This is a genomic window from Mesobacillus sp. QJM3NY_10, from assembly GCF_056173465.1.
Genome location: NZ_CM149675.1, coordinates 2571622 through 2596084 on the forward strand (window position 1 = coordinate 2571622; position 24463 = coordinate 2596084).

Below are 24463 nucleotides of genomic sequence, written 5' to 3' on the forward strand. Positions count from 1 at the left end.
TCCTCCCGGTTACTCTGAAAAAGAAAGCCGGCTTGACATCCAAACCGGCATATCCAATTAAATAATCTTTAATTCCTTGCCTACTTTTTCATAAATAGAAATGGCATTGTCCAGCATTTCCTTTGTATGAGCTGCCGAAGGCATGTTCCTTACACGGCCAGTTCCACGTGGTACAGTCGGGAATACGATTGATTTAGCGTATACTCCCTCTTCGTAAAGCCTTTTGCTGAACTGCTGCGTCTTGACTTCATCGCCAATGATACATGGAGTGATTGGCGTCTCAGAATGGCCAATGTCGAAGCCGAGTTTTTGCAGACCGTCTTTCAGATAATTTGCATTCTCCCATAACCGCTCGTTCAATTCTGTGCTTTCCATCAAAATTTCGATTGCTTTCTTGCTGGCAGCAACGTCGGCCGGAGTCAGTGAAGTTGAAAAAAGGAACGGACGGCTTCTAACCTTCAGCCAGTCGATCAAGTTTTGTTTACCAGCAACGTACCCTCCGACTACACCAATAGCCTTTGATAAAGTACCAATTTGGAAATCGACTTTATCTGAAAGGCCGAAATGTTTAACCGTTCCAGCACCTTCACCAAGCACTCCAGAACCGTGTGCATCATCGACGTATGTAATAAGATCGAATTCTTCGGCGATCTCTACAATTTCCGGAAGCTTTGCAATGTCCCCGTCCATTGAGAATACTCCGTCTGTAATAACCATGATTTTATTGTATTGGCCAGACTCCTTCGCTTCTTTAGCTTTTGCCCGAAGGTCTTCCATGTCTGAGTGGTTGAAGCGGATGATCTTTGCTCTAGATAAACGGCAGCCATCAATGATTGATGCATGGTTCAATTCATCAGAAAGGATGGCATCATTTTTATCCATGACAGCTGAAATGGCAGCCATATTGCACATGAATCCGGACTGGTATGCAATCGCAGCTTCTGTCTTCTTGAATTTCGCCAATACTTCCTCTAGTTCAATATGCAGCTGGAGCGTTCCGTTGATTGTACGTACTGCACCTGCTCCCACACCATATTTTTCAATGGCTTCATCTGCAGTCTTTTTCAGTCTTTCATCCGTAGCGAGTCCAAGGTAATTATTTGAGGAGAGGTTAATCATCTCTTTCCCATTAATGGTTATGACTGGTCCATTTGGGCTCTCAAGCGGGTCGATTACATTATATAAACCCTTCCCTTTTAAATCCTCCAGGTTTTCATTTAAAAACTGATCCAATGTTTTACTAGACATCGTAAATCCCCTTTCTGCCATTACATTTGGCATGTCATTATAATGGATACATCTGTCTTTTTGGAGAGGACAGTATTTCCGCCTCTTTTTCCATGTTTAATGTGTGTTCACAAAATATACTTTATCATATTTATTATATTTGTACATCTATGAAGGACAGAAAACGCTTTCTTTTTTTATCTGTTTAGTTTTCCCTATTTTTTGTCACAATGCATGATTTTTTATGAAAAGCTGCATCTCCATTGATGTTGGCAGTCTTCCTGGTGATAACCTTTCATCACTTTTGGGGAAAACCTTGAAAACATAGGTTTCAAAGTTTTTATTAGGGTATAGAAAAGGGAGCCAGTCTGCAGGCAAGCAGTTTGGCGGGGGCAGTGAAATTTGAGGTTTTACATAAATAATCACTTCCTCCTTATTTCATATAGAAATAGATACTGAATATGGAGGCTACTTATATGAAACACCCTTTGAATGTAACATCTGAAATTGGTGAGTTAAAATCCGTCGTCTTGCACCGTCCAGGAAAGGAAGTCGAAAACCTGACACCCAAGTACCTGGAACGACTCCTTTTTGATGATATCCCTTACCTGCCAGCAGTTCAAAAAGAGCATGATTACTTTGCGGATGTATTAAGAAATCGCGGCGTTGAAGTTCTCTACTTGGAAAAATTAATGGAAGAAGCATTAAAAACTGATGAGTTACATCAACAGTTCATAGATCAAGTATTGAATGAAAGCAAGAGCAATTTGAATGGCTCGAGACAAACAGTCGAAGAGTATCTTCATTCTTTTTCAACTGATGAAATGATCCGAAAAGTCATGTCTGGGGTTCTTAAATCAGAAATCAAGCAAGAGAAAAAAGTCCACTTACATGAGCTTCTCGATGATTACTACCCATTCTTTCTCGATCCAATGCCAAACCTTTATTTCACAAGAGACCCGGCAGCTGTGATTGGAAATGGTGTCTCTCTAAACAAGATGTGTGAAGGTGCAAGAAAAAGAGAATCATTGTTCATGGACTTTATCATTAAACACCATCCTAGATTCTCCGAGCATGATATTCCACATTGGTATGACCGTGATGAATATTATCCATTAGAGGGTGGAGACGAGTTAGTACTCAGTCGTGAGGTGATTGCGATTGGGGTTAGTGCAAGGACGTCTGCACAGGCGATTGAAAAATTGGCGAAACGGATTTTTGCAAGGAACGGTAGCATAAAAAAAGTGATTGCAGTTGAAATCCCTAAATTAAGAGCTTATATGCATCTTGATACTGTATTTACAATGGTTGATCATGAGAAATTCACAATCCATCATGGAATTGAAGGCCCTAATGGAAATATGAAAATCTATATTCTCGAAAAAGGCATGGATCCTGACACTCTTAACATTTCCGAGCGCTCAAATCTGACACAAACACTAAAGGAAGTCCTTGGTCTACAAGAGCTCGTACTGATTCCTTGTGGGGGCGGACATGAAATTGCAGCAGCCCGCGAACAATGGAACGATGGTTCAAATACACTTGCGATTGCACCAGGAGTAGTCGTTACATATGACCGCAACTATGTTTCGAATGACTTGTTGCGTAAAAATGGTGTAGAAGTCATTGAGATTCCAAGTTCGGAGCTATCAAGAGGACGCGGCGGCCCGCGTTGCATGAGCATGCCTATCTACCGAAAAGACTTGTAAACAAAAAGCAGTCCTGATAGCAGGACTGCTTTACATGTTAACTTTAAACTAGTATAACTATTGCACAATGATTAGTATCTAGCTTCAGCGCCTAGCCCCTCGAGCCGTTGTCAGGGCTGATCTAGGCGCTTACGCTTTTATTTCTAGCTGGTTGCAAGGTAGCTTTGCAATTCTTTGACCAATTGCTCTGCTCCCTCTCTGCTTAACACGATCTTACCATTTGCTAGTGACAAATTATCACTGCTGATTGTACCGGTTATGAGGCAAGTTTGATCTGGCTGGTATTTCTTCAGGATAATCATATCCTCATCAACAAATATTTCGAGCGGATCACTTTCCCCGATACTCAGTTTTTTCCTAAGCTCCATAGGAATGACCACTCTGCCAAGTTGATCTGTTTTCCTCACAATTCCTGTAGCCTTCATATAGCATCCTTCCCTTCAAAAAAATTATGGGATGTGGATGTCAATTCTTTGAATAAATTCTAGCCCAATACAATTATAGCAAAACGAGGCATAATTTTACATTATTAATGTGTCAGTTTAAGCAATCAGCGTTTGACCGTTACTATGATTTATATAGGTTCCTCTAATTACCAAAGTACCTATAATAACGAATTTAAGACTATTCCAACCACAAAAAGGCTAAACTCTAATATTAGAATTTAGCCCATTGTGTTATTTATGGTGAAAAGGACATTTGCCTTCTATTGGTTTGCTGTCGTCGCCGATAAAATACATTTTCCATTCCCGATGATCCGGATCGCCATAATGGCTTACATTAGGGTGCTTTGGCAGGTTGTCCCATTTCTCAACGCGCTCCCTTACCTTTTCCCGTGACATAATCCCACCCTTTGACGTTCCTTCAAGTCCCTCAAAAATTCGACGCGGCTGAAAACCAAGAACAAGACTATTTCCCAGATCCCTAGTTTTTCGCTGTTTATAGGCGGGTGCATTTCCGAAGGCAAAAAAAGGTTCGCCTGCAAACGAAAATGCCCATAAATGATGGTCAGGATCTTGTGGATAATCTGCCGGCCATGGCTGCGTATCTTTTTCATGTAAGAACTGAAGTACATTCCAAAAGTATTCACGATAGTAATCAATTGTTTTTTCTTCCATTTCAGGCTCGACGAATACAAACAATCCATGTCTTATAAGAGGCTTGGAATCATCAAACAATGCAATGAATTCTTCTATAGCACCGGGCAATTCATCCCAATTGTCCCGGCTAATATATGAATAACGGAGTTCTCCTTTTTTCTCGGCAGACATTCCAAAATAGCAAGGAAACTCCCGATTTGTGACAACATCCCTGAAATTTTTATATTCTTTTATCACCCACTCAGGCACAAGGTCTGAATTGACCATATCTTCCTTTGTAAACAAATAACTATTGGTAACTGCCATGTTTTACACCTCAACTTAGTTAGTCAGTTACCATTTACCCCTTCAATCAATTAGTAAACAAATTGCTTCCTTTCTTTATTTCACATACCTTCATAAGAAAAAAGTAAAAGCACGCAATCTTCGCGTGCTTTCACCATAAGTAATTGGCTGTATTCGTATGCTTTGTTGCTTTTAAAAAGTGGATTTCCACTCCAGAAAGGCGCTTTCCGCGTGAAGAATTATGAAAAAGCTCAACTCCCTGCTAAAACAGCCAAATTATTCTACACCCTGGCTAGGTGTTGTGGATGAACTATTATTCTTCAATAAAACCTTTAATCCTGACCCGATATCAGATGCAAGAATGTAATTCCTGTCCACAAACACTCCCCATACATCACTTCTTTCAGGTACATATTGGCCTACTTGAACAGGTGCCGCTGGGTCTGTTATATCAACTGCATATACTCCTCCTGCGTAGTGGGACAAGTACAATGTGTTTCCATGGACTTTAGGGTCGTGGACTGTATTTGCGAATGTAGTACCATCCTCGACGTTATCAACCAAATCAGTCTTAAACTCGCTTAGTAATTTAGGATTTGTTTTATCCTTGATATCGAAAATTCTTGTGTAGCCATAGGATTGTTCATAACCTTCTTTCGTTGGGTTATAGACTTCCCTGGTCTCAATCAGAACATTTCCTCCTTTAGCAAGGGTAGCCGAGTGTGCGGATCCCTGCTGGTCGGAACCAAAATCTGTACGTCCAAGGTATTGAGGGTTTTCGGGATTGCTGATATCAAAAATGACTGTACCCAAATCCCACATGGAAACATAGGCATACTTTCCGGTTTCATCTATCATCGTGCTGTGATTGAAAACTGGACGGGTTTTTCCATCAGGAGAATTCCAATGGTATCCGTTAAAATCGTCCGGAATTTCTTCAAGCATTCTTGGATCGAACTCCCATAGTTTTTGAGGGTTTGCAGGGTCGCTGACATCTACAACCTGGAAGTCCTTTTCCTCCCCATGGCTATAATAGTCTGCATAAGGATTTGCAGCAAGTACGATCGCGCGGTTCCCCTGCATAGTTAAATATAACTCATGAGTTCCTCTCGTTTTCTTTGTAACCTCATAGAATCCTAGCTTTTTTGGTTCTGTTGGATTTGTCACGTCATACAGCAGGAAACCGCCTTTGGAATCAGGGTTTTTACTATCTAGTTGCTGCACACTCACCACGGCAAGATCTCCTTTAAAAGATGGTGTATTGACGCTTTTTACGATTACTTTTTCTTGCCAGGTTCCAGGGATATCATTATTGGCAAAAACAGCAACTTCTTGAGGATTTGCAGGATCCTTTAAATCAAATACACGCACGCCTCCGTTTGCGCCGTTTTTAGTGTGAGTTCCAAGATATGCATACCCCTTATGCGAATAGACATCCGCAAAACTATTCTGTTTTCCATCTTCCCTTACTGTATTCATTTCAGGAGCTGCTGCTTCATGTAAGAATTGGAGGTTTTTGCTGCCCTCCATGACAGGGACAGCAATATTGCTATATCCAGCCCTCTCTCCTTTTTCAATATTGACATCCCCAAGTTCATCATGGGCAAGGACATTGAATGGAACCGAAGAGACCGTCAGAGCACCAGCTAAAATAAAACTCGATAACAAACGTTTTTTCATAATTTAAACCTCCTTCTATGTATTGAATAACAATATAGCAGAGGTGAAAACTTCGCTTCAATTAATAAACTGTATTTTTTGTAAATTCAGTTAATTTATCCTAATTTTGTAATTTGCTGCTATGTCTATAGTAGTTGTTTCGGATTCCGAATTAGGTAAAATTCCACAAAGCTGATAGGAACAGTTTCCATATCTTCCAACCTAGAAAACGCTGGTCGAAAACCAGAGATTTTAGTATGATTAAGAAATGTGATTGTAAAATATTTGTTTTCTTAAAATAGATTGAAGCGAGGATTTTATCATGAGTTTATTGAATGTAGAAAATTTAAGCCACACATTTGGCGATCGTACCCTTTTTAAAGACGTTTCCTTTCGTTTACTGGCAGAAGATCATGTTGGCCTTGTAGGAGCGAACGGTGTCGGAAAGTCGACATTGATGAATATCATTACTGGGCAGTTGATACACGATTCCGGTAAAGTTGAATGGACTCCAGGAGTTGAGTATGGATATCTTGATCAGCATACAGTTTTGACACCTGGAAAAACAATCCGCGATGTATTGCGTGATGCGTTTCTTCCTCTTTTTAAGAAAGAAGAAGAACTCAATGAAGTGACAGCAAAAATGGCGGATGCAACACCTGAGGAGCTTGAAAAGCTACTTGAACAAATGGCGGAAATCCAGGATGCCTTAGATGCGGGAGGTTTCTACTCCCTTGATATGGAGGTCGAAGAAGCTGCGCGGGGTCTTGGTTTGGATGCAATCGGTATAGATCGCGATGTCTCTGCTTTGAGCGGCGGCCAGCGTACAAAGGTTCTTCTTGCAAAGCTATTGCTTGAAAAGCCAAAGGTTCTCCTGCTTGATGAACCGACCAACTACCTTGATGTCGAGCATATCCAGTGGCTCACAAAATACTTGAAGGATTACCCTTATGCTTTTATCCTGATTTCACATGACACTGAATTCATGAACCCGGTTTCAAATGTTATTTTCCAGCTGGAATTTTCAAAGCTGACGCGCTATACTGCTACCTATGAAAAATTCCTGGAATTGGCCGAAATTAACAAGAATCAGCATATCAACGCATATGAAAAGCAAAAGGAATTCATCAAGAAACAAGAAGATTTCATTGCCAAAAATAAGGCACGCTATTCGACAACAGGACGGGCAAAGAGCCGCCAAAAGCAGCTTGACCGTATGGAACGAATTGACAGACCTGAAACGGCCGTCAAACCTACTTTTGAGTTTAAGGAATCACGCGCAAGCAGCCGTTATGTATTTGAAGGCACAGACTTTGAAATTGGATATACTCAACCACTTCTCCCTAAAATGTCGGTTACGATCGAGCGTGGTGAGAAGATTGCGATTGTCGGAATGAATGGTGTCGGTAAATCGACCTTGTTAAAAACGATGCTTGGGAAAATTCCTGCATTGAGCGGTAAAATCGAACGCGGCGACTTCCTCTTCCCTTCTTACTTTGAACAGGAAGTAAAAGCAGGAAGTATCACTCCGATTGAGGATGTCTGGAGCGAGTTCCCAGGCATGGATCAGCATCAGGTCCGCGCTGCATTAGCACGTGGGGGCCTAAAGAATGAACATATTTCCCGCCCGTTGAACCAGCTTAGCGGCGGTGAGCAGGCGAAAGTCCGCCTGACAAAATTGCTTATGCACGAGAGCAATTGGCTTCTGTTCGACGAGCCTACCAACCACCTTGACATCACTGCGAAAGCAGAGTTAAAGCGTGCATTGAAGGCATATAAAGGGACGGTTGTCCTAGTCAGCCACGAACCAGATTTCTACGAAGACTGGGTAACAAAAGTCTGGAATGTTGAAGAATGGATTGAAAAATCAAAATAGAATTCAAAGGAACCTGACGGCTATTCCGTCAGGTTTTTCTTTATTATAGTTCTGACAACTCCTTATAGAACTTGTTAAAAACAGGCTATGATTAAGATTTTGAACTGCTTGGACATTGAATTCTCCTAATCTCCCATAATATTCATATTAAATTTCATCAAAATGTATTGAGTTATCCGCTAGTTATTGATAAATTTTATAGGGTACATAAAATTTGTTTATAAAGGTGATAACAGATGAAAAAATTGATTACTTTTTTAAGCTTGTTGATGACCTTCACCCTTACGGCTTGTTCTGACACTGGTACAGACGAAGGACAAAAAGACACAAAAACAGAAACAATTAAAATCGGTGCGATTCCCGACCAGAATGCAGCAGATTTGAACAGAAGCATGGAGGATTTTGCGAAGGACCTGGAAGAGAAGACAGGATTGAATGTTGAGTATGTCCCTTCTGTCGATTATTCTGCGCTTGTCACTGCCTTCGAACGCGGCGAAATCCAGCTTGCCTGGTTTGGCGGCCTTACTGGTGTACAGGCGAGAAACTTAGTTCCTGAAGCGGAAGCATTTGCACAGAGACCAATCGATGAAAAGTTTAAATCAGTATTCATTGCCAACAGTGATGTGAAGATTGATGGCCTGGAAGATTTAAAAGGGAAATCCTTTACTTTTGGCAGTGAAAGCTCGACATCCGGTCATTTAATGCCGCGCTACTTCATGATGGAAGCTGGCATAGACGCGGATCAGGACCTTGATGGAAAGCCGAACTACTCCGGTTCACATGATAAAACATATAAGCTAGTAGAATCAGGTGCGTACCATACAGGCGCATTAAATATTTCAGTATGGGAAGCTGCTGTAAAAGAAGGCAAAGTAGATGAATCAAAGGTAAAAGTGTTTTATACAACTCCTGAGTACTATGACTACAACTGGACATTAAATAAGATGGATGCAGATACCAAAACTAAACTCAAAGAGGCGATACTTTCCATGACTTCAGAGGATAATGAAATCATGGAATTATTGCAGACTGATAAATTCATAGAAACGAAGAATGAAAATTACGAAGCAATAGAAAAGGTAGCAAAGCAACTCAAGATCATCAAGTAGGTGGATTTCATGCAAGAAGCAATAAGCCTTAAACAAATATCGAAAATCTATGAGCGGAAGGTAGCTTTATCTTCCCTCTCTTTTACTGTTAATAAAGGAGAATTAGTTGCCCTCATTGGTCCAAGCGGAGCAGGCAAAACTACATTGCTGAATTTGCTGGCAGCCATTCTTCCACCAAGCCAGGGTGAAATCCTGATAGACGGCCACCCTCTCTCTGAGCTAATGGACCATAAGAAGAGAGCAAAAAAAATCGGTATCATTCGCCAACAGTTTGACCTTGTGGGAGAGCTTCCGGTCATCCATAATGTTCTTGCTGGAAGGCTGTCTGAATGGGGGATTTTTAAATCGATTCTTTCCATGCTGATCCCTCAGGATAAGGAATATGCTGTCCAGGCACTGAGTCGGGTGGGATTGACAGATAAATTGTATGAAAAAACTTCTTCCCTCTCAGGTGGAGAACAACAACGAGTAGCACTTGCAAGGCTCCTTGTCCAAAGTGCTGAAATTGTACTGGCCGATGAACCGGTTGCCTCTCTGGATCCAGCGCGTGCGGAAGATGTCCTCGAACTATTGGTTAAAATCGCATTAGAGGAAAACCAGACACTGATCGCCAGCTTGCATTCAGTCGATTATGCCCGGAAATATTTTGATAGATTGATTGCCCTTAAAGATGGTGAAATCTTCTTTGACCTCCCCGCTTCCTCCGTAACTGATGACCATATCAATAGCCTTTATAGACTAAAGGAGCTGTCTTGATATGGATAAAAGATGGTTGAATTTTGAGCTCCATAAGCGAAAGATCCTTACACTGATCCTATTGCTTGCATTCATGTGGAGTCTTTTCTCTGTTGAATGGCATAGTAACTTGATTCATAGCGGAGGATTCATAACAGCAAAACAAATTGCGGCAGCATTTTTCACTCCTGATTTATCGGGTGACATCCTTCTTCTGGCCCTGGAGTCGAGCTGGACAACTCTTTCATATGCAGCTTCCGGCATGAGTCTGGCGATTATCATTGCCTTTTTCTTTGGCATTTTCGCCTCTGGAATTGTGGTATCAGAAGGTAAAATCAAAAGGTATATAAGGCCATTTTTTAGAGGTCAGCTTGGCTTCATGAGAGCCATTCATGAACTCGTTTGGGCCTGGTTATTCGTCGCCTCGATCGGTCTCTCTCCTTTTGCCGCGATTTTTGCCCTGGCTATACCATACGGTGGCATCCTGGGAAGGATTTTTGCAGATATGCTGGAGGACATACCAAGGGAACCGATTAAAGCTTTGGAAGCAGCGGGCGCTTCAAAAATGCAGATTTTATGGTATGGTTACTTGCCAATGGTCAGGGCAAGCATTACCAGTTATGCGATGTACCGATTTGAGTGCGCAGTTCGTTCTTCTGCCATCATGAGCTTTGTCGGCATCGGTGGCCTGGGGTATCAAATTCAGTTGAGTCTTGATGACCTTCATTATGATGAAGTTTGGACTTTCGTGTTCTTTTTAATCGCCCTAGTCCTCATCATCGATCTTTGGAGCAACCAATTAAGAAAGAGGCTGGTACAATGAAGAAATATAAACTTAGCTTCGTAACAGCTTCTGTCTATGCTCTATTGCTACTTATGATTGGATCCTGGGCATCGATATTTATTGTAGAAAAAGCAAGCTTGTCCTTACTGTTTACAGAAAAGAATCTTTTTTACGCTAGCAAGTTCTTTAAAGGGCTTTTGGGTATAGATGAAGAAAGTCCGGCTTATCTTAATGCCAAAAACTGGAAAAATGCATTGGATCTTACGATTGAAACATTGGTGATGAGTGTGATGGCTACTGGCTTTGCGACAATTGCCGCACTCCTGACAGTTGTGCCAGCAGCAAGGAATGTTGCAGACGGGTCCCTCACGCTGGCTAAAAAATGGCATGGTTGGCTATCATTTGGTGTTGTTCGCGGAGGATATATCTTTTCTCGGGCAGTCCCTGAGCTTGTTTGGGCAATGATCATCATCTTCATTTTTAAACCTGGAATATTGCCGGGGGCAATCGCACTTGCTCTTCATAATTTCGGGATTCTTGGAAAGCTTTTTGCAGAGGTCATCGAAGATTTAGACTCAAGGCCGGTTCGGAATCTTTCTTCATCCGGGGCAGGACGTTTTCAGCTCTTTTTGTATGGAATATTGCCTGCTGCTCTTCCCCGATTCCTGACGTATATCCTTTACCGTTGGGAGGTCATCATGCGAACGACGATTGTCGTCGGTTTTGTTGGCGCAGGTGGGCTCGGTCAGCAATTCAAGCTGAGCATGAGTTTCTTCCATTACACAGATATTACTCTCTTGCTATTTTTCTATCTTCTCCTGGTTTTCGCAGCCGACTACATTTCTGAAAAAGCGAGAATCTTCATAAAATAAATCCGGCCATGCCTGGCCGGATTTTTCCTTATAAAATATCAATTTTGTCCAAACCGTTTTCCAGGAAGTATTTTTCATAACGTGCTTTCAGTTGGAAAAGCCGATTGATCTTTTGTTCAATAGAAGCATTGATGTTGACTTCACGCTTCAAATCAATCGTTGCGAGCTTATGGGTAAGCTGATCCCAAAAGACATCTTCCTCGTACTCATCAATAATCGCCTCCACCGTATCCCTGAGGCCTTCGGAAAGATAGTAATATTCCTCTTCCTCGTCATAGTAAATCCCGTCAGCAGCTTCAAAGTCCCTTGATAGAGAGAAAATATATTGTTCAAGATCCTCCGCTTTACTCACCAGTTCCTGATTTGCTTCCGTCAGACCAAGCGGCCAGTTTCCAAGCTGCAATAATTTTACTAGTGTCAAATATTGCTCCCTTGAAAGGTCAATTCTCATATAACCCTCCCCTTTCATATGCTTGTTTCATATATATGAAAGAACAATGGCTAGCTTTCCTAAATATAGCTCTTGTTGGTTCTTTTTTTGTTCACCGGCTCTTTCACACACTCAAAAATACCTAAAAAATAAAAACGACAAGCCGCTGATCAAGGGCTTGCCGGGTTCTATTTAAACCTAGTTACTAATATTGATTGCCTTACCTAATAGCTGAATATCTTTATAAATCTCATTTTTCAGTTCCTTATCCTCGCATTGCGCGTACTCATTGAATAAACGGCCAAGTTCTTTGATAAATAACAGATGTTCTTCGACTGCAACCATACAGAGACCCCTTTACACAGAAGATGACCAGTGGCTAATGCTGCGATTCTATTTCTGTTGACCAGAATATTTACCCGTTAAGATTTATATCAAACTACCATTTTTATTATTATATGTCGGTACTGTCCACTATATGACAACCAGTTTGTTTAGTGTCCATTTCTTTAAGGTAATTAATAGGAAGAGACATAAATATTCAGGGGGTAAAAGACATGTGGATACAACGACCTTTTTTTAAATACGCAACCGGAACCATTCTCCTGCTTCTTATCATTTTCCTCTTTGGTAAGATAGACTACTTTGTTTGGCCGCTGCAAAACTTTATTATCGCCATTTTCTTTCCTGTTTTGATCTCAGGTCTTGTCTATTATATATTAAGGAAACCAGTTCAATGGTTTGAGCGTTACATGCCAAAGATAGTGAGCATTGTGATTGTCTTTGTTCTGGTAGCTGGATTATTTTCGGGATTTGTTTATTTTGCAGGTTCCCAATTAGGAGAACAGATCAGCGAAATACAGGGAAACTTTCCTCAAAAAGTAGATGAAATTACGGAAGAGTCGAAAAAAGTCATCAATGAAAATCAGCTTGGTTTTGTTAATGCAGATGAAATCAAGCAAAGAGCACTGAACTATTTGAGCAAGGTCACACAAAGTCTGGGAGAAAATCTCTTGACAGTATTTTCGGTGATCACTAGTGTCGCGACTGTTCTTGTCGTTGTTCCTTTTCTTGCGTTCTTCTTTTTAAAGGATGATGAAAAGTTAAGGCCTTATATTTTAAAACTAATTCCAGAAGGACATGTGCAGGAAGGCAATAAAATCTTAAAAGATATTGATAAAACTCTATTCACCTATGTAACTGGCCAATTCATCATCGCTCTTGTGGACGGGACGCTAATGTATATTGGATATAAAATCATTGGACTTGATTATGCCCTTATCCTTGCAATCTTCACGATGTTCTTAACTGTTGTTCCATTTTTGGGCCCGATTATAGGTATTATTCCAGCATTATTCGTTGCCCTCACAAGCAGTCCGATGATGATGGTAAAGGTACTGATCGTCCTAGTAATCGTGCAGCAGCTTGAAGGGAATCTTGTTACTCCTCAGGTGATGGGGAAAAAGCTCAGCATCCATCCGATTACCGTCATCCTCCTGTTAATCGCAGCAGGCTCCTTATACGGCTTCGTTGGGATTCTGATCGCCATTCCACTTTATTCTGTGGTTAAAATAATCATAAAGGATGTATGGAAATTTTATAAACTCAGGGAAAAGAGGAACCTGATCACCCCTGATTCATAAACAAATCACAAAAGGCCAGCAGCATCGCTGGCCTTTTGCCTGTTTAGTTTGTATTCTTTCCTCCATCCTCCAACCCCGTCTGAATAAGTGGGCGGACTGATAAATCTGTCAACAGGCCGCTATGGCTCACACCACTAATTTCAACATTTTCTGCTCCAGCAATAATTGAACTCGTATAAGGGTTTATGACTGTATCAGCACTACTGTAAATTGATGTGTATTGAATGATCGCTGAAGTGTCACTTCCATTTGGTGTTTCATCAACACTGTTTAAGTCGTTCAGGAAAGTACTTCCAGGGACCATTTCTCGCGCTCCCTGAGTCCACAACCCAAAATACGAAGAATTCGTGCCGTGATGAGGGGAACCTAATGTGACTACATCATCGACTTTTTGAGCGCCTTCCAGGTATTTTACATAGTATCGTGTACTTAGCCCTCCCATACTATGTGCGACTATATCAACTTTCGATGCTTTCGTCTGTCGCAAGACGGTTTTCACGAACGATTGCAATTCGTACGCATTGTCTATACTGCTTCCTGTAGTATCTGAATATTGGATGGCATACAGGTAATTGGATGGCCATCCCTGGCTAATAAGCCATTGTTTCATGTCATCAAAACTTGAAGACGAACCTGTAAAACCATGAACGAAAACGACTGGATCCTTCTCAGAAGTAACGGGAACTTTTTTAGCCGCTTCGGCTGTTGAAAAAACGGAAAGAAAAAAGACAATTGTAATAGCGATACTCATCAAACCCCTGGTCTTAGTCATTAATAACCTCCTAAAATATTTTTCTATAAATCTTATGGCGGCGCTTTCATAAAATTCCTCCATTTTCTCAAATATCCACACTGCCTTATTTTCCAGTACCAAATTACCGAACAAACAATAGTCTTTTCTCACTTTTAATAAGTTAGGAAACTCCGAATAAAACTTCGTCGATTTGGACATTCTATTTGCGATTCAAAAAATAGGAGGATTTGCCAATGAAACGAATTAGCGTACAGGTGCTTATCCTGATTATGACCGCCCTTTTGTTCGCCGGGTGCAATACTTATACAGATGAGGGAGCAGAAACTTATCAGATAAATAATAATGGTGCACGAATCCAGAATATCAACCAGGAGTACACCACCAATTCATATAATCAAACATACAAGATGCATGTGGATGAAAATGCGGAGGAACAAGTAGAAATGCTTAATGAAGTCCAAAGCGCTACCGTCCTCACCGTGCAGCGAAAGGCTTATGTGGCCGTAGTCCTTGAAAATGGTGATACAGAAGCTGTTCCAGGTGATTTAAAAAACAAAATTGCTCAACAAATCAAAGTCTCCGATGAATCCATTGATGATGTTTATGTATCTTCTAATGCAGAGTTTGTTGTCAGAATGACAGACTATAGGGATCAACTTCAGAGCAGAAGGCCGATTGTGGGGCTTTCCGAAGATTTTAATGCTACAATAGAAAGAATTTTCCCTGATAATCGTTAAAATCCAGCCAAGTCCAGAGATTGAATGAGGGCATCGGGAAGACCCGATGCCCTTAGTTCATTTATGATGGCAATTGTGTTCCTCCCCCGCTTTTACCACTCAAAAGCTCTTCATCAATCATTTTATCAAGCCTGATAATGCTTTGTTTTGCACGCTCATGTTCTATTTTCCTGTAATGGTGGTTTCCGCCTTCTTCTTCGTCTTTTTCATCTGCCCATTTCACTACCTGCTGAAGTGGCGTACGGATAATATCGTTTGAAGGCAAAAAGGAGTCTGTATGGAAAAGGATTGCAAGTGAAGTGGCTTTCGCCTGCACGGGGTTTTCACCCAATCGGATCAAGAGTTTATGCGCTCTCTCCGCTCCCTTAATTGGATGGATGTCATTTTTTCTGTATAGCTCGTAGTCCCATTTGCCGTTCCTGTACCAGGTAAAATGCCCTATATCATGCAGGAAACCGGCTTTCGCTGCAATATCTACATCCACCTTATGCTCCCTGGCAAGATGGAATGCGTGGTAAGCGACAGCGATAGCATGGGCCATGCCAGAACGCTTCAAGTATTTTTGGGCAATATGGTGTTCAAATATGTCCAAAAGAGTTACATCCCTCATTTCATAACCTCCTTAGCTGATGTGATACCCTCATTTTTATGAATGTTAACAGAAATCATCCAGAAATGCACTTTTTTGCATCCTACCTTTCACATAGCCTGTTTTCGTAAAGATTGTTGTTAAAATCCTAAAGCCGATTTTAACGTAATATAAGGCCATTGCAGGTCGGAATTAAGTTTGCATGCTCTTTTCTCACAAAAGAGTCAACTTTACGAAGAAAAACGGTCATTAAATCCTATTTTGTAGTCAAATAGCAAAAAAGTTTGAGAAAAGAGCCTTCATAAAACAAAGCTGGCAAAGGATCAAAACATTCCCCCTTTGCCAGCTTTTATTAGTTCCAGTTTTTCATTTTCATGATTAAACTCTCTTTTAACTTTGCCAAGAGAGTTTTCTCCCCTCTAGCTCCTTTTTGTTTATTCCACTCATTGAAGCTGGCAACACTGATCAGGATCGATCCGGCGATCAAGAGGTAACCCCACCAAGGGAGATTTCCCCAGAATGGGCGGGTTTGCAGAACCACATTAAGAAGCAAAACTCCCGCCCCAACAAAGAAATAAGCTTTTACTCTCAGCCACATTCCGGCCAGCATGGAAATCAGCGACAGCGATCCAAGAATCAGGGCATCATAAACCGTATTGCTTTCCAAGCCATCCTGAATGAGCATAAGAGATACCAACATCAACACCGCCCACTGAATATAGCTGGTGATTTGCTTGCTTCTCGCTTTGAACATATATCGTAAGAAAATCACAAGGGCCACGAGTGGAAGTACGTATACCTCCCTTTCAAACAAGGCCGGGATATTAAGCTGCTCTACGGCTGTATAATAAGGAATCAGCAGGTAAGCCCCTGCGATAAATTGAATTACACTTACTCCTTTACCATGAACCCTGTTCTTCTGCAGCCATAATCCTGCAGATAGAAGGAGTCCATGGACAATGAGCGCCCAGAAGGTTTCACCATTCATTAGTGCCACGGAAACAATGAACAAGAATCCGACTAATGAATAAGCATCCATGCTTTGCAGTCCAAAAACTCCTCCCTTTTCCCAGAGATTGCTATAAATCCTTCTCCCTGAAAAAATAAGCAAAATTCCTGATCCTGAAAGAATAGCGATATCCCAATACACATGCAACTGTGCCAGGAACATGATTTGGATTGTGCCGTAAAAGATCATTAATAACGGGATCATTGCGGCTAAATCCCATTTCACTATATGGAGCAAAACCAATATCGCTGCTGCATAACCAATTGTTATACCGAACAACAGCCAGCTGTATGGATATGCCGCCAGAAAGCTTGCTACTCCTAAGAGTGAAATCGGGACAAGATAATATAAGGTTCTTTGTTTAAAACTCGCGGTTGACAATACCCAGAATAGAGTCAACAAAATACTTGTCACCAGGAAGGCGTAATGGCCTGTATCTGTTTCTGTAAAATGACTGATACCCGTCTTGATCGTCAGGAACAACGTAGTGAATGCAGCGTATAAGAACGATTTCACTTTCCATTCCTTTTTCACAAAGAAAATACTCGCTGCATAGACTCCCGTTCCAACCAAGTAGCTTAAGATCGCTTCATCCCCGTACATGATAAACTCAACTGCCATTATTGGAGCGAGGTAGATATGAGCAATCCATGAATAAGCAATTGCAAGACCTCTCTGCTTTTGAATAAGTAAAGCGGCTGCCCCCAGCAATAACCATCCGCCTCCTGGGATGATTAAAGACTCTATTGTTGTACTAAAATCAAATATCTTTTGATTAATCGAGTCCATAGTGATCAGGTACCAGGCAAGGCTGACTACACCGGAAAAAAATGCGACCAGTGACTCTTTTGTCACTCTATAAAGCAAGAGAGACATCATGATACCGCCAAACCAAATGATTGATTCTCCGTAAATATTTGTCATCGGAGACGCGAATGTGTAAAACAGGCTTGCCGCATAGAAACCATGCGAACTGAAAAATGCATTTTGTGACAGGATGGTTTCCTTTGTTTTGCCAAGGACAAAACTGGTACCTAATAAAAGGACTCCCGCAAGAGCGAAATTTCCGGGCATTCCAATAAAATCGTTATATAAGATGGAGTGTAACCGTATTTCCTCCCCGATGGCAGCGGCTGATAAACCGAGTGAGATGGGTGCTGCCCATTGTGCAACCAAAGGCAAAATCGGTCTGCTTTCTATTTTCATCATGATATACAAAGCATAGCTGGTCAGCGAGAACATCAGGGCCAGCTCCCACCAGTCGAACATGGAAAAAGCAACAAGAATCATGAAAAGCATGATCACCATTCCGACATCCCGCGAGCTGGTTTTAATGGCTTGAAGATACTTCATCTTGGCCAGCCAGCCTGCAAGACTGAAGAGAATGAACCCAATGAAATAAATTGGCAAAACAAGGCTTTCGAAACCGATCCATTTTTCAATTTGCAAAACGGCTTCAAACATAGCGGCTGCAAGGAAAATCGGACTCAAATATTTAAAAATGATATTTTCATTGGTATTCGCAAGATAAATGAAGTTAGCTGAAATGATCAGGTAAGCTGCCATAAGAATAAAGGATGGACTTTCGGTATGAATCATCATCCCTTCGGCTGTGATGAATAAAAAGGCAAGACCTGATACAACTGCACTAGTCATTTGGAAAGCTCTTTTCAAGGCGTGTTTATCATCAATGAACCTTGGAACGAACAGAAACACGAAACCAAGAAGTGCATAACCTATTACACTTACTTCTGTAAACCACCAATTTTCAAGAATTTGATAGGCACCGTAAATGAACATGGCACTAAAAACAAAATGATACTCTTTATGGCCATTAACGAAGATCATCGATAGATAGACAATAGCAGTCAAAATCAAATTGAAGCCGTTGAAAATATGATTTTCATAAAAGAAAAGCATTAACAAGGTAGACAGTACTAGGTTTGCCTGTGAATATACTGCAAGTTCCTTGGTGAAAAGCGGCAGGTGATCTTTTATTTTCAGCTGGTGATAGGCTGCAATCAGAAGTGTATTGAAAATCATCAGGCCGAGGTAAAATCCGTCTGTTTTCAGTCCAATCGCTCTCAACACATATGCTGCTGCAATGGAGGTTGTAATAAACGTAAACCACACGAATAACCTCGAAGATAGCCTCTTTGCCAGAAAACCATATATCGGAATCAACACTGAACTGCTTATTGCCCCTAAAATGAAGCGACCTTCTCCATAGAACGATAAGAAAGGGCCGAGCAATTCAAACCAGCCTAGTGATAAGGTGAAGATAGGCAAGAAAAGGCTGCCAAGTACCACAAACGCAAAGGCTGTTTTTTCAATTTTAATGATCTTGTAGCTAATATAGGCAATTCCGTAAAACAAAGCCGAAACCATTGCGATTGACCCTGTCTTCATCCATGGAGTCATACTTTCCCAGTTGCTTGTAGCTAGGTACAATCCGCCAATCAAAAGCATGATCACCCCTATATTCAAAGACCAGGAAATATTCCGTTCACGAATCTCTTCCGCTGATTTCTTTGGTCTTGCTTTTACCGGGTTTGGTTTAGACTGTTGTATTTGATTCTCCTTCACCGCAACGCGATCTGTTGACTGAACTTTTTCGTTCTTAAGTTCAAGTACTTTAGGAGTATTGTTCCTAGTTGCCAAGTCTTTCTCCTGCCGGTCTTTTGCCAGCAAATCAAGAAAGTATTCATTATGGGCTTCTGATACACTTTTGTATTCCTCTGGTGATACATAACCTGATTCTTTTAAATTATAGAGCTCATTACGGAAAATCCTGCGTCTTTCCTCTTTAGGAGCATGCTCCATTTTTATCCCCCAATCCCTCTTTAACCCATATTTAAACTGCTTAGTGTAATTTTACACCTTTTAGAAAATAATTCAACATTTTACATGGAAAAATCACAAGTCATTTTTCGACAATTTCTATTCCAACATTGCCTCTTCACCTTTATAATAGGATAGGTGCGTTTAAAGGGTGTTCTTCTCGGACAAAGCGACTTACCACTATCATTCTGTTTCGATTTATAATTTTCAGAATCAGGACGTTTAAACCACTCTGATAAAAAACTAATTAAAAGATTACGAGGTAAGAAAATGACTGACTTTTTATGGTTAATGTATTTAGGATTTATGGGCACCACGGCAATTTGGTTTTTGATCAAGGGTAAATATAAAAACAATATCACCAGGCTGGATTTTGTCATTTCAATCATCACTTGGCTTGGATTATTTGGATATGTGACTGAAACAGAAATGCTAACCCCTTTAGTATGGAAAATCGTCTTCGTTATCGGTCTTTTATGGGATGTGATTTTTACCATATTCTTTGCGGAGCGGTTTGCAGGGGATTTTGGCCTGGAAGAAGAGGAAGAACCCATGCCGCTTGCAGCAAAACTGAGTGGATTGATATTTGTACTGCCCCTTTATTATGGGATATTCCAATATGCTTTTTAAAACGGCTTATGCCGTTTTTTTGTTCACTCTCTTAAGTTATACCAAAATAACAGTATCGTTTTTTAATATAATAATAGCCTTTCTAGAGTCTGGAACAGCATATTTTAGCGGTATTCCTGCATCCAATTAGTACCAGGTACTATTACTGATTGCGAGTGTCTTTTCCAGGAAGACACTTCAGTTTTTCTTTAGTTTTTATAAAAAAAGAGGATAAAACCTTTGTTGGTTCTATCCTCTGAATGATTATGGATTTGTAGACCACATTCCAGCTGTTTTGATGAAAACGCGGCGGTTCAATTTTAGTTGCGCTACCATTAGCTCAGCCAAATCTTCTGGCTGCATGACTTTTTCCGGATTGCCATCTGTTAAGTTCGACTCAATGGCCAGGTCAGTAGCTACTGTGCTTGGTGTAAGTGCGCTGACACGAATGTTATGCTTTCGGACTTCAAGCATTAATGATTCTGTCAACCCAATCACTCCGAATTTTGATGCGCTGTATGCACTTGTTACCGGTGCTCCCTTTTGCCCTGCTGTGGAAGCAACATTGATGATGTCACCTGTTTTTCGCTCAATCATTCCTGGCAAGACAGCACGAGTCACATTATATGTGCCCATCAAATTGACCTGGATAATTTTTTCCCACTCCTGTGGTTCTAGCTCGAGAAAGCCGCCAAATTTTGCGATTCCTGCATTGTTAATTAGGATATCTATTGGACCGATTTCTTCTGTTACATGGTCAACAGCGTGCTGTACAGATTCGATGTCAGATACATCAGCTACAGCCCCTGAAACATTTACCCCATATTCCTCAAGTTCAGTTGTAACCTTCTCCAGATTGGCAAGCGTTAGCCCAATCATGCCAATATTTACGCCTTCTTTAGCCAGAGCTATAGCAGCAGCCCGGCCGATGCCTCTGCCAGCACCCGTGATCAGCGCTGTTTTCCCTTTTAAAGATTCCATATGGTGACTCCTTTCAATTATGTAGTCAAGGGTTAATTATAAAAAATCTCATCGGTGAAAACAAATCTTGTGACTCATTTAGAAGATGGAAGCGAATTAGTCGCCATATCAGGCTGGTACTAAAGGAAAATATTCGAACCTATAAAAAGACCAGCAGGAAAAATTACTGCTGGCCTGGCTAGAACACCTTCTTCATTATATTATAGAGCTTTGCATAAAGTGGCTCTTCAATACTGTTAACGCGAATATATTCCATGTAGGGTGCTCAATATCGAATAAAATTCTTTTCGGCTTGTTCCCAGTCTGGATAAAGGTCAGTACGGCGGTCTCGCCATGTAGTGACCGAACCGCGCTCACGCACTTCGTACAATAGTTCTAAATCAAGGTCGGCAGTTACGATCATGTCATCATTAAGTTCCCCTTCAACCTGAAGACCTTTTGGAGGGAACGGAATATCATTAGGCGTAATCACTGCCGCCTGGCCAAAGTTAGCGCGCATAAAGTCAACTGTAGGCAATGCGCCTACTGTTCCTGTCAAAACGACGTATACCTGGTTTTCAATAGCTCGTGCATGGCTGGTATAGCGAACTCGATGGAAACCATGGCGGTCATCCGTACAGGATGGGACGAAAATGACATCTGCACCTTTTGCTTTAGCCATCCTTACGATTTCAGGAAACTCAATATCATAGCAGGTTAGCAGCGCGATGCGTCCCTTCTTTGTATCAAATACCCTGAAATCCTCTCCCGCACTCATATTCCACTCATTTACCTCGGTAGGTGTAATATGAAGCTTCGCCTGCTCGACGATTCTGCCATCCGGGTAAAACATGTGAGCGACATTAAAGAGCTTTCCTTCTCGAGCAATAACATGTGTTCCGCCAATAATGTGCATCCCTGTTTTCAATGCGAAACTCTGGAAAAGGTTTAAATATTGCTCGGTAAAACCGGGGAGTTCATTGATGGTCAGCCTCGTACCCTGCTCACTGCCGATTGATAATAATTGAGTAGTAAAGAACTCAGGAAACAAAACGAACTCTGAACCATACTCCTGTGCTGTTTTTACATAATGCTCACACTGCTGAGCAAACTCTTCGAACGACCTGATCGTGTGAAGATGGTATTGGACTGCGGAAACTCTCATTTTCATCCATCATTCCCCCTGTATCTATAGACATTTTCATCTTGAATTCAAATTTTCGGAAATACGAAAATCATTATATAGCATTTCGCTTTGTATGAATACAGTTTTAAAAAAAATAACAAGAAATTAATTTTCTTTCCTATGTATCATAGGCGAAGGATTGTCTTGACCACGATAAGTCTGACCAAAGTTTTCTGGCTTGCCGCTCAAGAAAAAGCAAAATTAGTAGAAAAAGCGATGGAGGAAAAGCAAAAACTCCATCGTTTTAGGGGACGATGGAGCTGGTTTATTACTTTATCTTTTTAAACCTTTTCATTCTCTGTGCTCACATACTTCAATCCTGTTACGGCCGTTTTGCTTTGCCTTGTATAATGCGCGGTCTGCGAATTCAAGAATCAGCTTCAGTTCATGTGGGTTAAAAGGAGTAACGCATGAAAGACCAATACTGATTGTTACGATCTCACTTACTTTGGAGTTTGCATGTTCAATCTTCATTTCCCGGATGGTCGACTGGAAACCCTCAGCTAATTGTGATGCTTTCTGTGCATCCGTGTTCGGTAGCACAACTGCGAATTCCTCGCCCCCATATCTTGCAGCGAAATACCCTTTTTCATGGAAAAATCGTTCAAGCTCGCGGGCAACTGTTTTTAAACATTCATCACCCTGGATATGCCCATATGTGTCATTATATTTTTTAAAGTAGTCGATATCCAGAAGAAGCAAGGATACTGGCGTTTTATGCTTGCAAGCGAAAGCCCATTCTGTCTTAAGGAATTCGTCAAAGGCGCGCCGGTTATAGATTTCGGTCAATCCATCAAGAGAGGAAAGCTTCCTCAGGAGTGAATTACTTTCTCTTAACTGATTTTCAATGGTCCTCCTAGCACTTACATCCCTTGTGGCGAACATCATTCCCGAAGCCTTGCCTGATTTGTCCTTCACCGGTCTGACTGTAGTTTCAGCCCATATATATCCGCCGTTTTTATGCAGCATCCTGTAGCTCGATGTCACTATGCCACTTAATTCCTTAGGGTTCCCATATTGCTCAAGCAGGCTCTCGCGGTCATCAGGATGAATTTTCCCATAAATATTTTTCCCTATCAATTCATCGTTTCTGTACCCTAGAATTCCCCTGCTCGAAGGAGATATATAAATAATAATCCCATCACTTGACAGCCTTCCAATCATATCTGATGAATTTTCAGCGATAAAGCGATACTGTTCTTCGCTTTCACGCAAAGCTCTTTCCATGCTTTTACGCTTTGTAATTTCCTTTATAACAGTTAAAACAGCTTTTTCTCCCTGATACGTAATCAAAGAAGAAGATACTTCAATATCTATATATGAATCTCCCTTTTTCAGCTGCTCTTCAAAACTAATTACAGACTTTTGATCAAAATCAATTTTAGAAGCTATTTTCGGGTGCTCACTGAAAAAAGAACTCACAGGTTTACCAATTACCTCGTTCCTATTTGCACCAAATAAGGCCTCAGTGTGCGGATTGGCATAGGCAATCTTATCAAATTGCGAGAGAATGATCGCATTAGGAGAAAGTTCAACAAGAGTCCTGAATTGTTCCTCGCGTTCTTTTAGCTGCTGGGACAGCATTTCAACTTCGGTAAGGTCAGTATAGACAGCAAGGTAATTCACGAGTTCGCTATCTTTGTTCAATATTGAAAAGATATTCACCTTCATTAAATAATGGCTGCCGTCTTTACGCTTGTTCCATAACTCACCTTCCCAGCATCCCCTGGTCAAAATAGAGTCCCACATTCTCTTGTAAAAAATCGGCGTGTAGCTATGCGATTTCCATATTCGAGGATTTCTGCCAATGACGTTTTCCTTAAGATAGCCTGTCAATCGGGTAAAAGAATCACTAACAGCCTGTATCATGCCATCTGGAGAGGTGATGACAATTCCTTTATTTGAGCTAAGTATAAGTGAGCCGATTTCTTCCAAGTAATCGTTATCAATGGTCATTGGCGTTATGAAGCGCATGCAAGTCTTGATTGCCGATTCTCCATTAAATATCGTGTTTTCAGAACTAACCAGGAAATCCATTGGAATACCATTAATGATGAAACCCATTATACTAGCTTGCAGAATCGTTCCTTTTTCGATCGCAGCGATTCTGGTTGTGATTGTTTCTTGGTTGGCGCTTGATAAAAAGGAAAATATTGATTTTCCTATTATTTCACCTGGATATTTGTATCCGAGCAACTGAGTGCCGCCTTCATCTATAGAAATGATGATTGAATTTTTATGTATGCAAACAAAATAGGGTGACAAATTATTGGCAGTTGCTGCATCTTCAATTATTGTACCAGTACCGCTTTCCTTTACCATCATTTTACTTCTCCTTGCAAAGTCAAA

21 protein-coding genes are annotated in these 24463 nt (G+C 41.0%); 9 read left to right on the forward strand and 12 right to left on the reverse strand.

Annotated features, from left to right (window positions below):
- Window positions 1–57: 57 nt before the first annotated feature.
- On the reverse strand, window positions 58–1248 hold the full coding sequence (locus AC0VX7_RS12925) for a glycine C-acetyltransferase (RefSeq protein ID WP_475424545.1): 1191 nt from the start codon (window positions 1246–1248) through the stop codon (window positions 58–60).
- 455 nt (window positions 1249–1703) lie between these two features.
- On the opposite strand from AC0VX7_RS12925, the gene arcA reads away from it, so the two are divergent.
- Window positions 1704–2936, forward strand: a complete 1233-nt coding sequence (gene arcA, locus AC0VX7_RS12930) for an arginine deiminase (RefSeq protein WP_475424546.1) — start codon at window positions 1704–1706, stop codon at window positions 2934–2936.
- Window positions 2937–3079: 143 nt separating this feature from the next.
- Here arcA and AC0VX7_RS12935 read toward each other — a convergent pair whose 3' ends face one another.
- From AC0VX7_RS12935 to AC0VX7_RS12945, 3 genes are all read right to left on the reverse strand, one after another.
- Window positions 3080–3361 (reverse strand): AbrB/MazE/SpoVT family DNA-binding domain-containing protein, encoded by a 282-nt coding sequence (locus AC0VX7_RS12935; RefSeq protein ID WP_475424547.1) that lies wholly within the window; start codon window positions 3359–3361, stop codon window positions 3080–3082.
- A gap of 252 nt (window positions 3362–3613) precedes the next feature.
- Window positions 3614–4342, reverse strand: a complete 729-nt coding sequence (locus AC0VX7_RS12940) for a YqcI/YcgG family protein (RefSeq protein WP_475424548.1) — start codon at window positions 4340–4342, stop codon at window positions 3614–3616.
- Between the two features lie 255 nt (window positions 4343–4597).
- Window positions 4598–6001 (reverse strand): LVIVD repeat-containing protein, encoded by a 1404-nt coding sequence (locus AC0VX7_RS12945; RefSeq protein WP_475424549.1) that lies wholly within the window; start codon window positions 5999–6001, stop codon window positions 4598–4600.
- A 301-nt stretch (window positions 6002–6302) separates the two neighbouring features.
- Here AC0VX7_RS12945 and AC0VX7_RS12950 point away from each other — a divergent pair, with 301 nt between their 5' ends.
- From AC0VX7_RS12950 to AC0VX7_RS12970, 5 genes are all read left to right on the forward strand, one after another.
- A complete protein-coding gene (locus AC0VX7_RS12950; RefSeq protein ID WP_475424550.1) occupies window positions 6303–7856 on the forward strand; it encodes an ABC-F family ATP-binding cassette domain-containing protein in 1554 nt (517 codons plus the stop codon).
- 236 nt (window positions 7857–8092) lie between these two features.
- Window positions 8093–8965, forward strand: a complete 873-nt coding sequence (locus tag AC0VX7_RS12955) for a putative selenate ABC transporter substrate-binding protein (RefSeq protein WP_475424551.1) — start codon at window positions 8093–8095, stop codon at window positions 8963–8965.
- Between the two features lie 9 nt (window positions 8966–8974).
- On the forward strand, window positions 8975–9721 hold the full coding sequence (locus AC0VX7_RS12960) for a phosphonate ABC transporter ATP-binding protein (RefSeq protein WP_475424552.1): 747 nt from the start codon (window positions 8975–8977) through the stop codon (window positions 9719–9721).
- Between the two features lies 1 nt (window position 9722).
- The gene (locus tag AC0VX7_RS12965; protein WP_475424553.1) at window positions 9723–10523 is read left to right on the forward strand and encodes a PhnE/PtxC family ABC transporter permease; all 801 of its coding nucleotides are present in this window, start codon (window positions 9723–9725) and stop codon (window positions 10521–10523) included.
- The gene (locus AC0VX7_RS12970) at window positions 10520–11356 is read left to right on the forward strand and encodes a PhnE/PtxC family ABC transporter permease (RefSeq protein ID WP_475424554.1); all 837 of its coding nucleotides are present in this window, start codon (window positions 10520–10522) and stop codon (window positions 11354–11356) included. Before AC0VX7_RS12965 ends, AC0VX7_RS12970 begins: the two co-directional genes overlap by 4 nt.
- Window positions 11357–11384: 28 nt before the next feature.
- Here the strand turns inward: AC0VX7_RS12970 and AC0VX7_RS12975 are convergent, their stop codons facing one another.
- Both AC0VX7_RS12975 and AC0VX7_RS12980 read right to left on the reverse strand, forming a co-directional pair.
- Window positions 11385–11807 (reverse strand): hypothetical protein, encoded by a 423-nt coding sequence (locus AC0VX7_RS12975; protein ID WP_475424555.1) that lies wholly within the window; start codon window positions 11805–11807, stop codon window positions 11385–11387.
- A 177-nt stretch (window positions 11808–11984) separates the two neighbouring features.
- Entirely contained in the window at window positions 11985–12131 is a 147-nt protein-coding gene (locus AC0VX7_RS12980) for a hypothetical protein (RefSeq protein WP_215032887.1), read from the reverse strand.
- A 212-nt stretch (window positions 12132–12343) separates the two neighbouring features.
- On the opposite strand from AC0VX7_RS12980, the gene AC0VX7_RS12985 reads away from it, so the two are divergent.
- On the forward strand, window positions 12344–13429 hold the full coding sequence (locus tag AC0VX7_RS12985) for an AI-2E family transporter (RefSeq protein WP_475424556.1): 1086 nt from the start codon (window positions 12344–12346) through the stop codon (window positions 13427–13429).
- Between the two features lie 43 nt (window positions 13430–13472).
- Here the strand turns inward: AC0VX7_RS12985 and AC0VX7_RS12990 are convergent, their stop codons facing one another.
- Window positions 13473–14201, reverse strand: a complete 729-nt coding sequence (locus AC0VX7_RS12990; RefSeq protein ID WP_475424557.1) for an esterase/lipase family protein — start codon at window positions 14199–14201, stop codon at window positions 13473–13475.
- Window positions 14202–14416: 215 nt separating this feature from the next.
- On the opposite strand from AC0VX7_RS12990, the gene AC0VX7_RS12995 reads away from it, so the two are divergent.
- Entirely contained in the window at window positions 14417–14920 is a 504-nt protein-coding gene (locus tag AC0VX7_RS12995) for a YhcN/YlaJ family sporulation lipoprotein (RefSeq protein WP_475424558.1), read from the forward strand.
- A gap of 61 nt (window positions 14921–14981) precedes the next feature.
- Here AC0VX7_RS12995 and AC0VX7_RS13000 read toward each other — a convergent pair whose 3' ends face one another.
- Together AC0VX7_RS13000 and AC0VX7_RS13005 are read right to left on the reverse strand one after the other, a co-directional pair.
- On the reverse strand, window positions 14982–15530 hold the full coding sequence (locus AC0VX7_RS13000) for an HD domain-containing protein (RefSeq protein WP_475424559.1): 549 nt from the start codon (window positions 15528–15530) through the stop codon (window positions 14982–14984).
- Between the two features lie 331 nt (window positions 15531–15861).
- Window positions 15862–19341 carry an SCO7613 C-terminal domain-containing membrane protein gene (locus AC0VX7_RS13005; protein WP_475424560.1) on the reverse strand — a complete coding sequence of 1160 codons (3480 nt, stop codon included), beginning with the start codon at window positions 19339–19341 and terminating at the stop codon, window positions 15862–15864.
- Window positions 19342–19629: 288 nt separating this feature from the next.
- On the opposite strand from AC0VX7_RS13005, the gene AC0VX7_RS13010 reads away from it, so the two are divergent.
- On the forward strand, window positions 19630–19989 hold the full coding sequence (locus tag AC0VX7_RS13010) for a hypothetical protein (RefSeq protein ID WP_215032974.1): 360 nt from the start codon (window positions 19630–19632) through the stop codon (window positions 19987–19989).
- A 243-nt stretch (window positions 19990–20232) separates the two neighbouring features.
- Here AC0VX7_RS13010 and AC0VX7_RS13015 read toward each other — a convergent pair whose 3' ends face one another.
- From AC0VX7_RS13015 to AC0VX7_RS13025, 3 genes are all read right to left on the reverse strand, one after another.
- A complete protein-coding gene (locus tag AC0VX7_RS13015; protein WP_475424561.1) occupies window positions 20233–20949 on the reverse strand; it encodes a 3-ketoacyl-ACP reductase in 717 nt (238 codons plus the stop codon).
- Window positions 20950–21214: 265 nt separating this feature from the next.
- Window positions 21215–22099, reverse strand: coding sequence for a carbon-nitrogen hydrolase family protein (locus AC0VX7_RS13020; RefSeq protein ID WP_475424562.1), 885 nt, complete (start codon window positions 22097–22099; stop codon window positions 21215–21217).
- Window positions 22100–22405: 306 nt separating this feature from the next.
- Window positions 22406–24439 carry a sensor domain-containing diguanylate cyclase gene (locus AC0VX7_RS13025; RefSeq protein ID WP_475424563.1) on the reverse strand — a complete coding sequence of 678 codons (2034 nt, stop codon included), beginning with the start codon at window positions 24437–24439 and terminating at the stop codon, window positions 22406–22408.
- Between the last annotated feature and the right edge of the window lie 24 nt (window positions 24440–24463).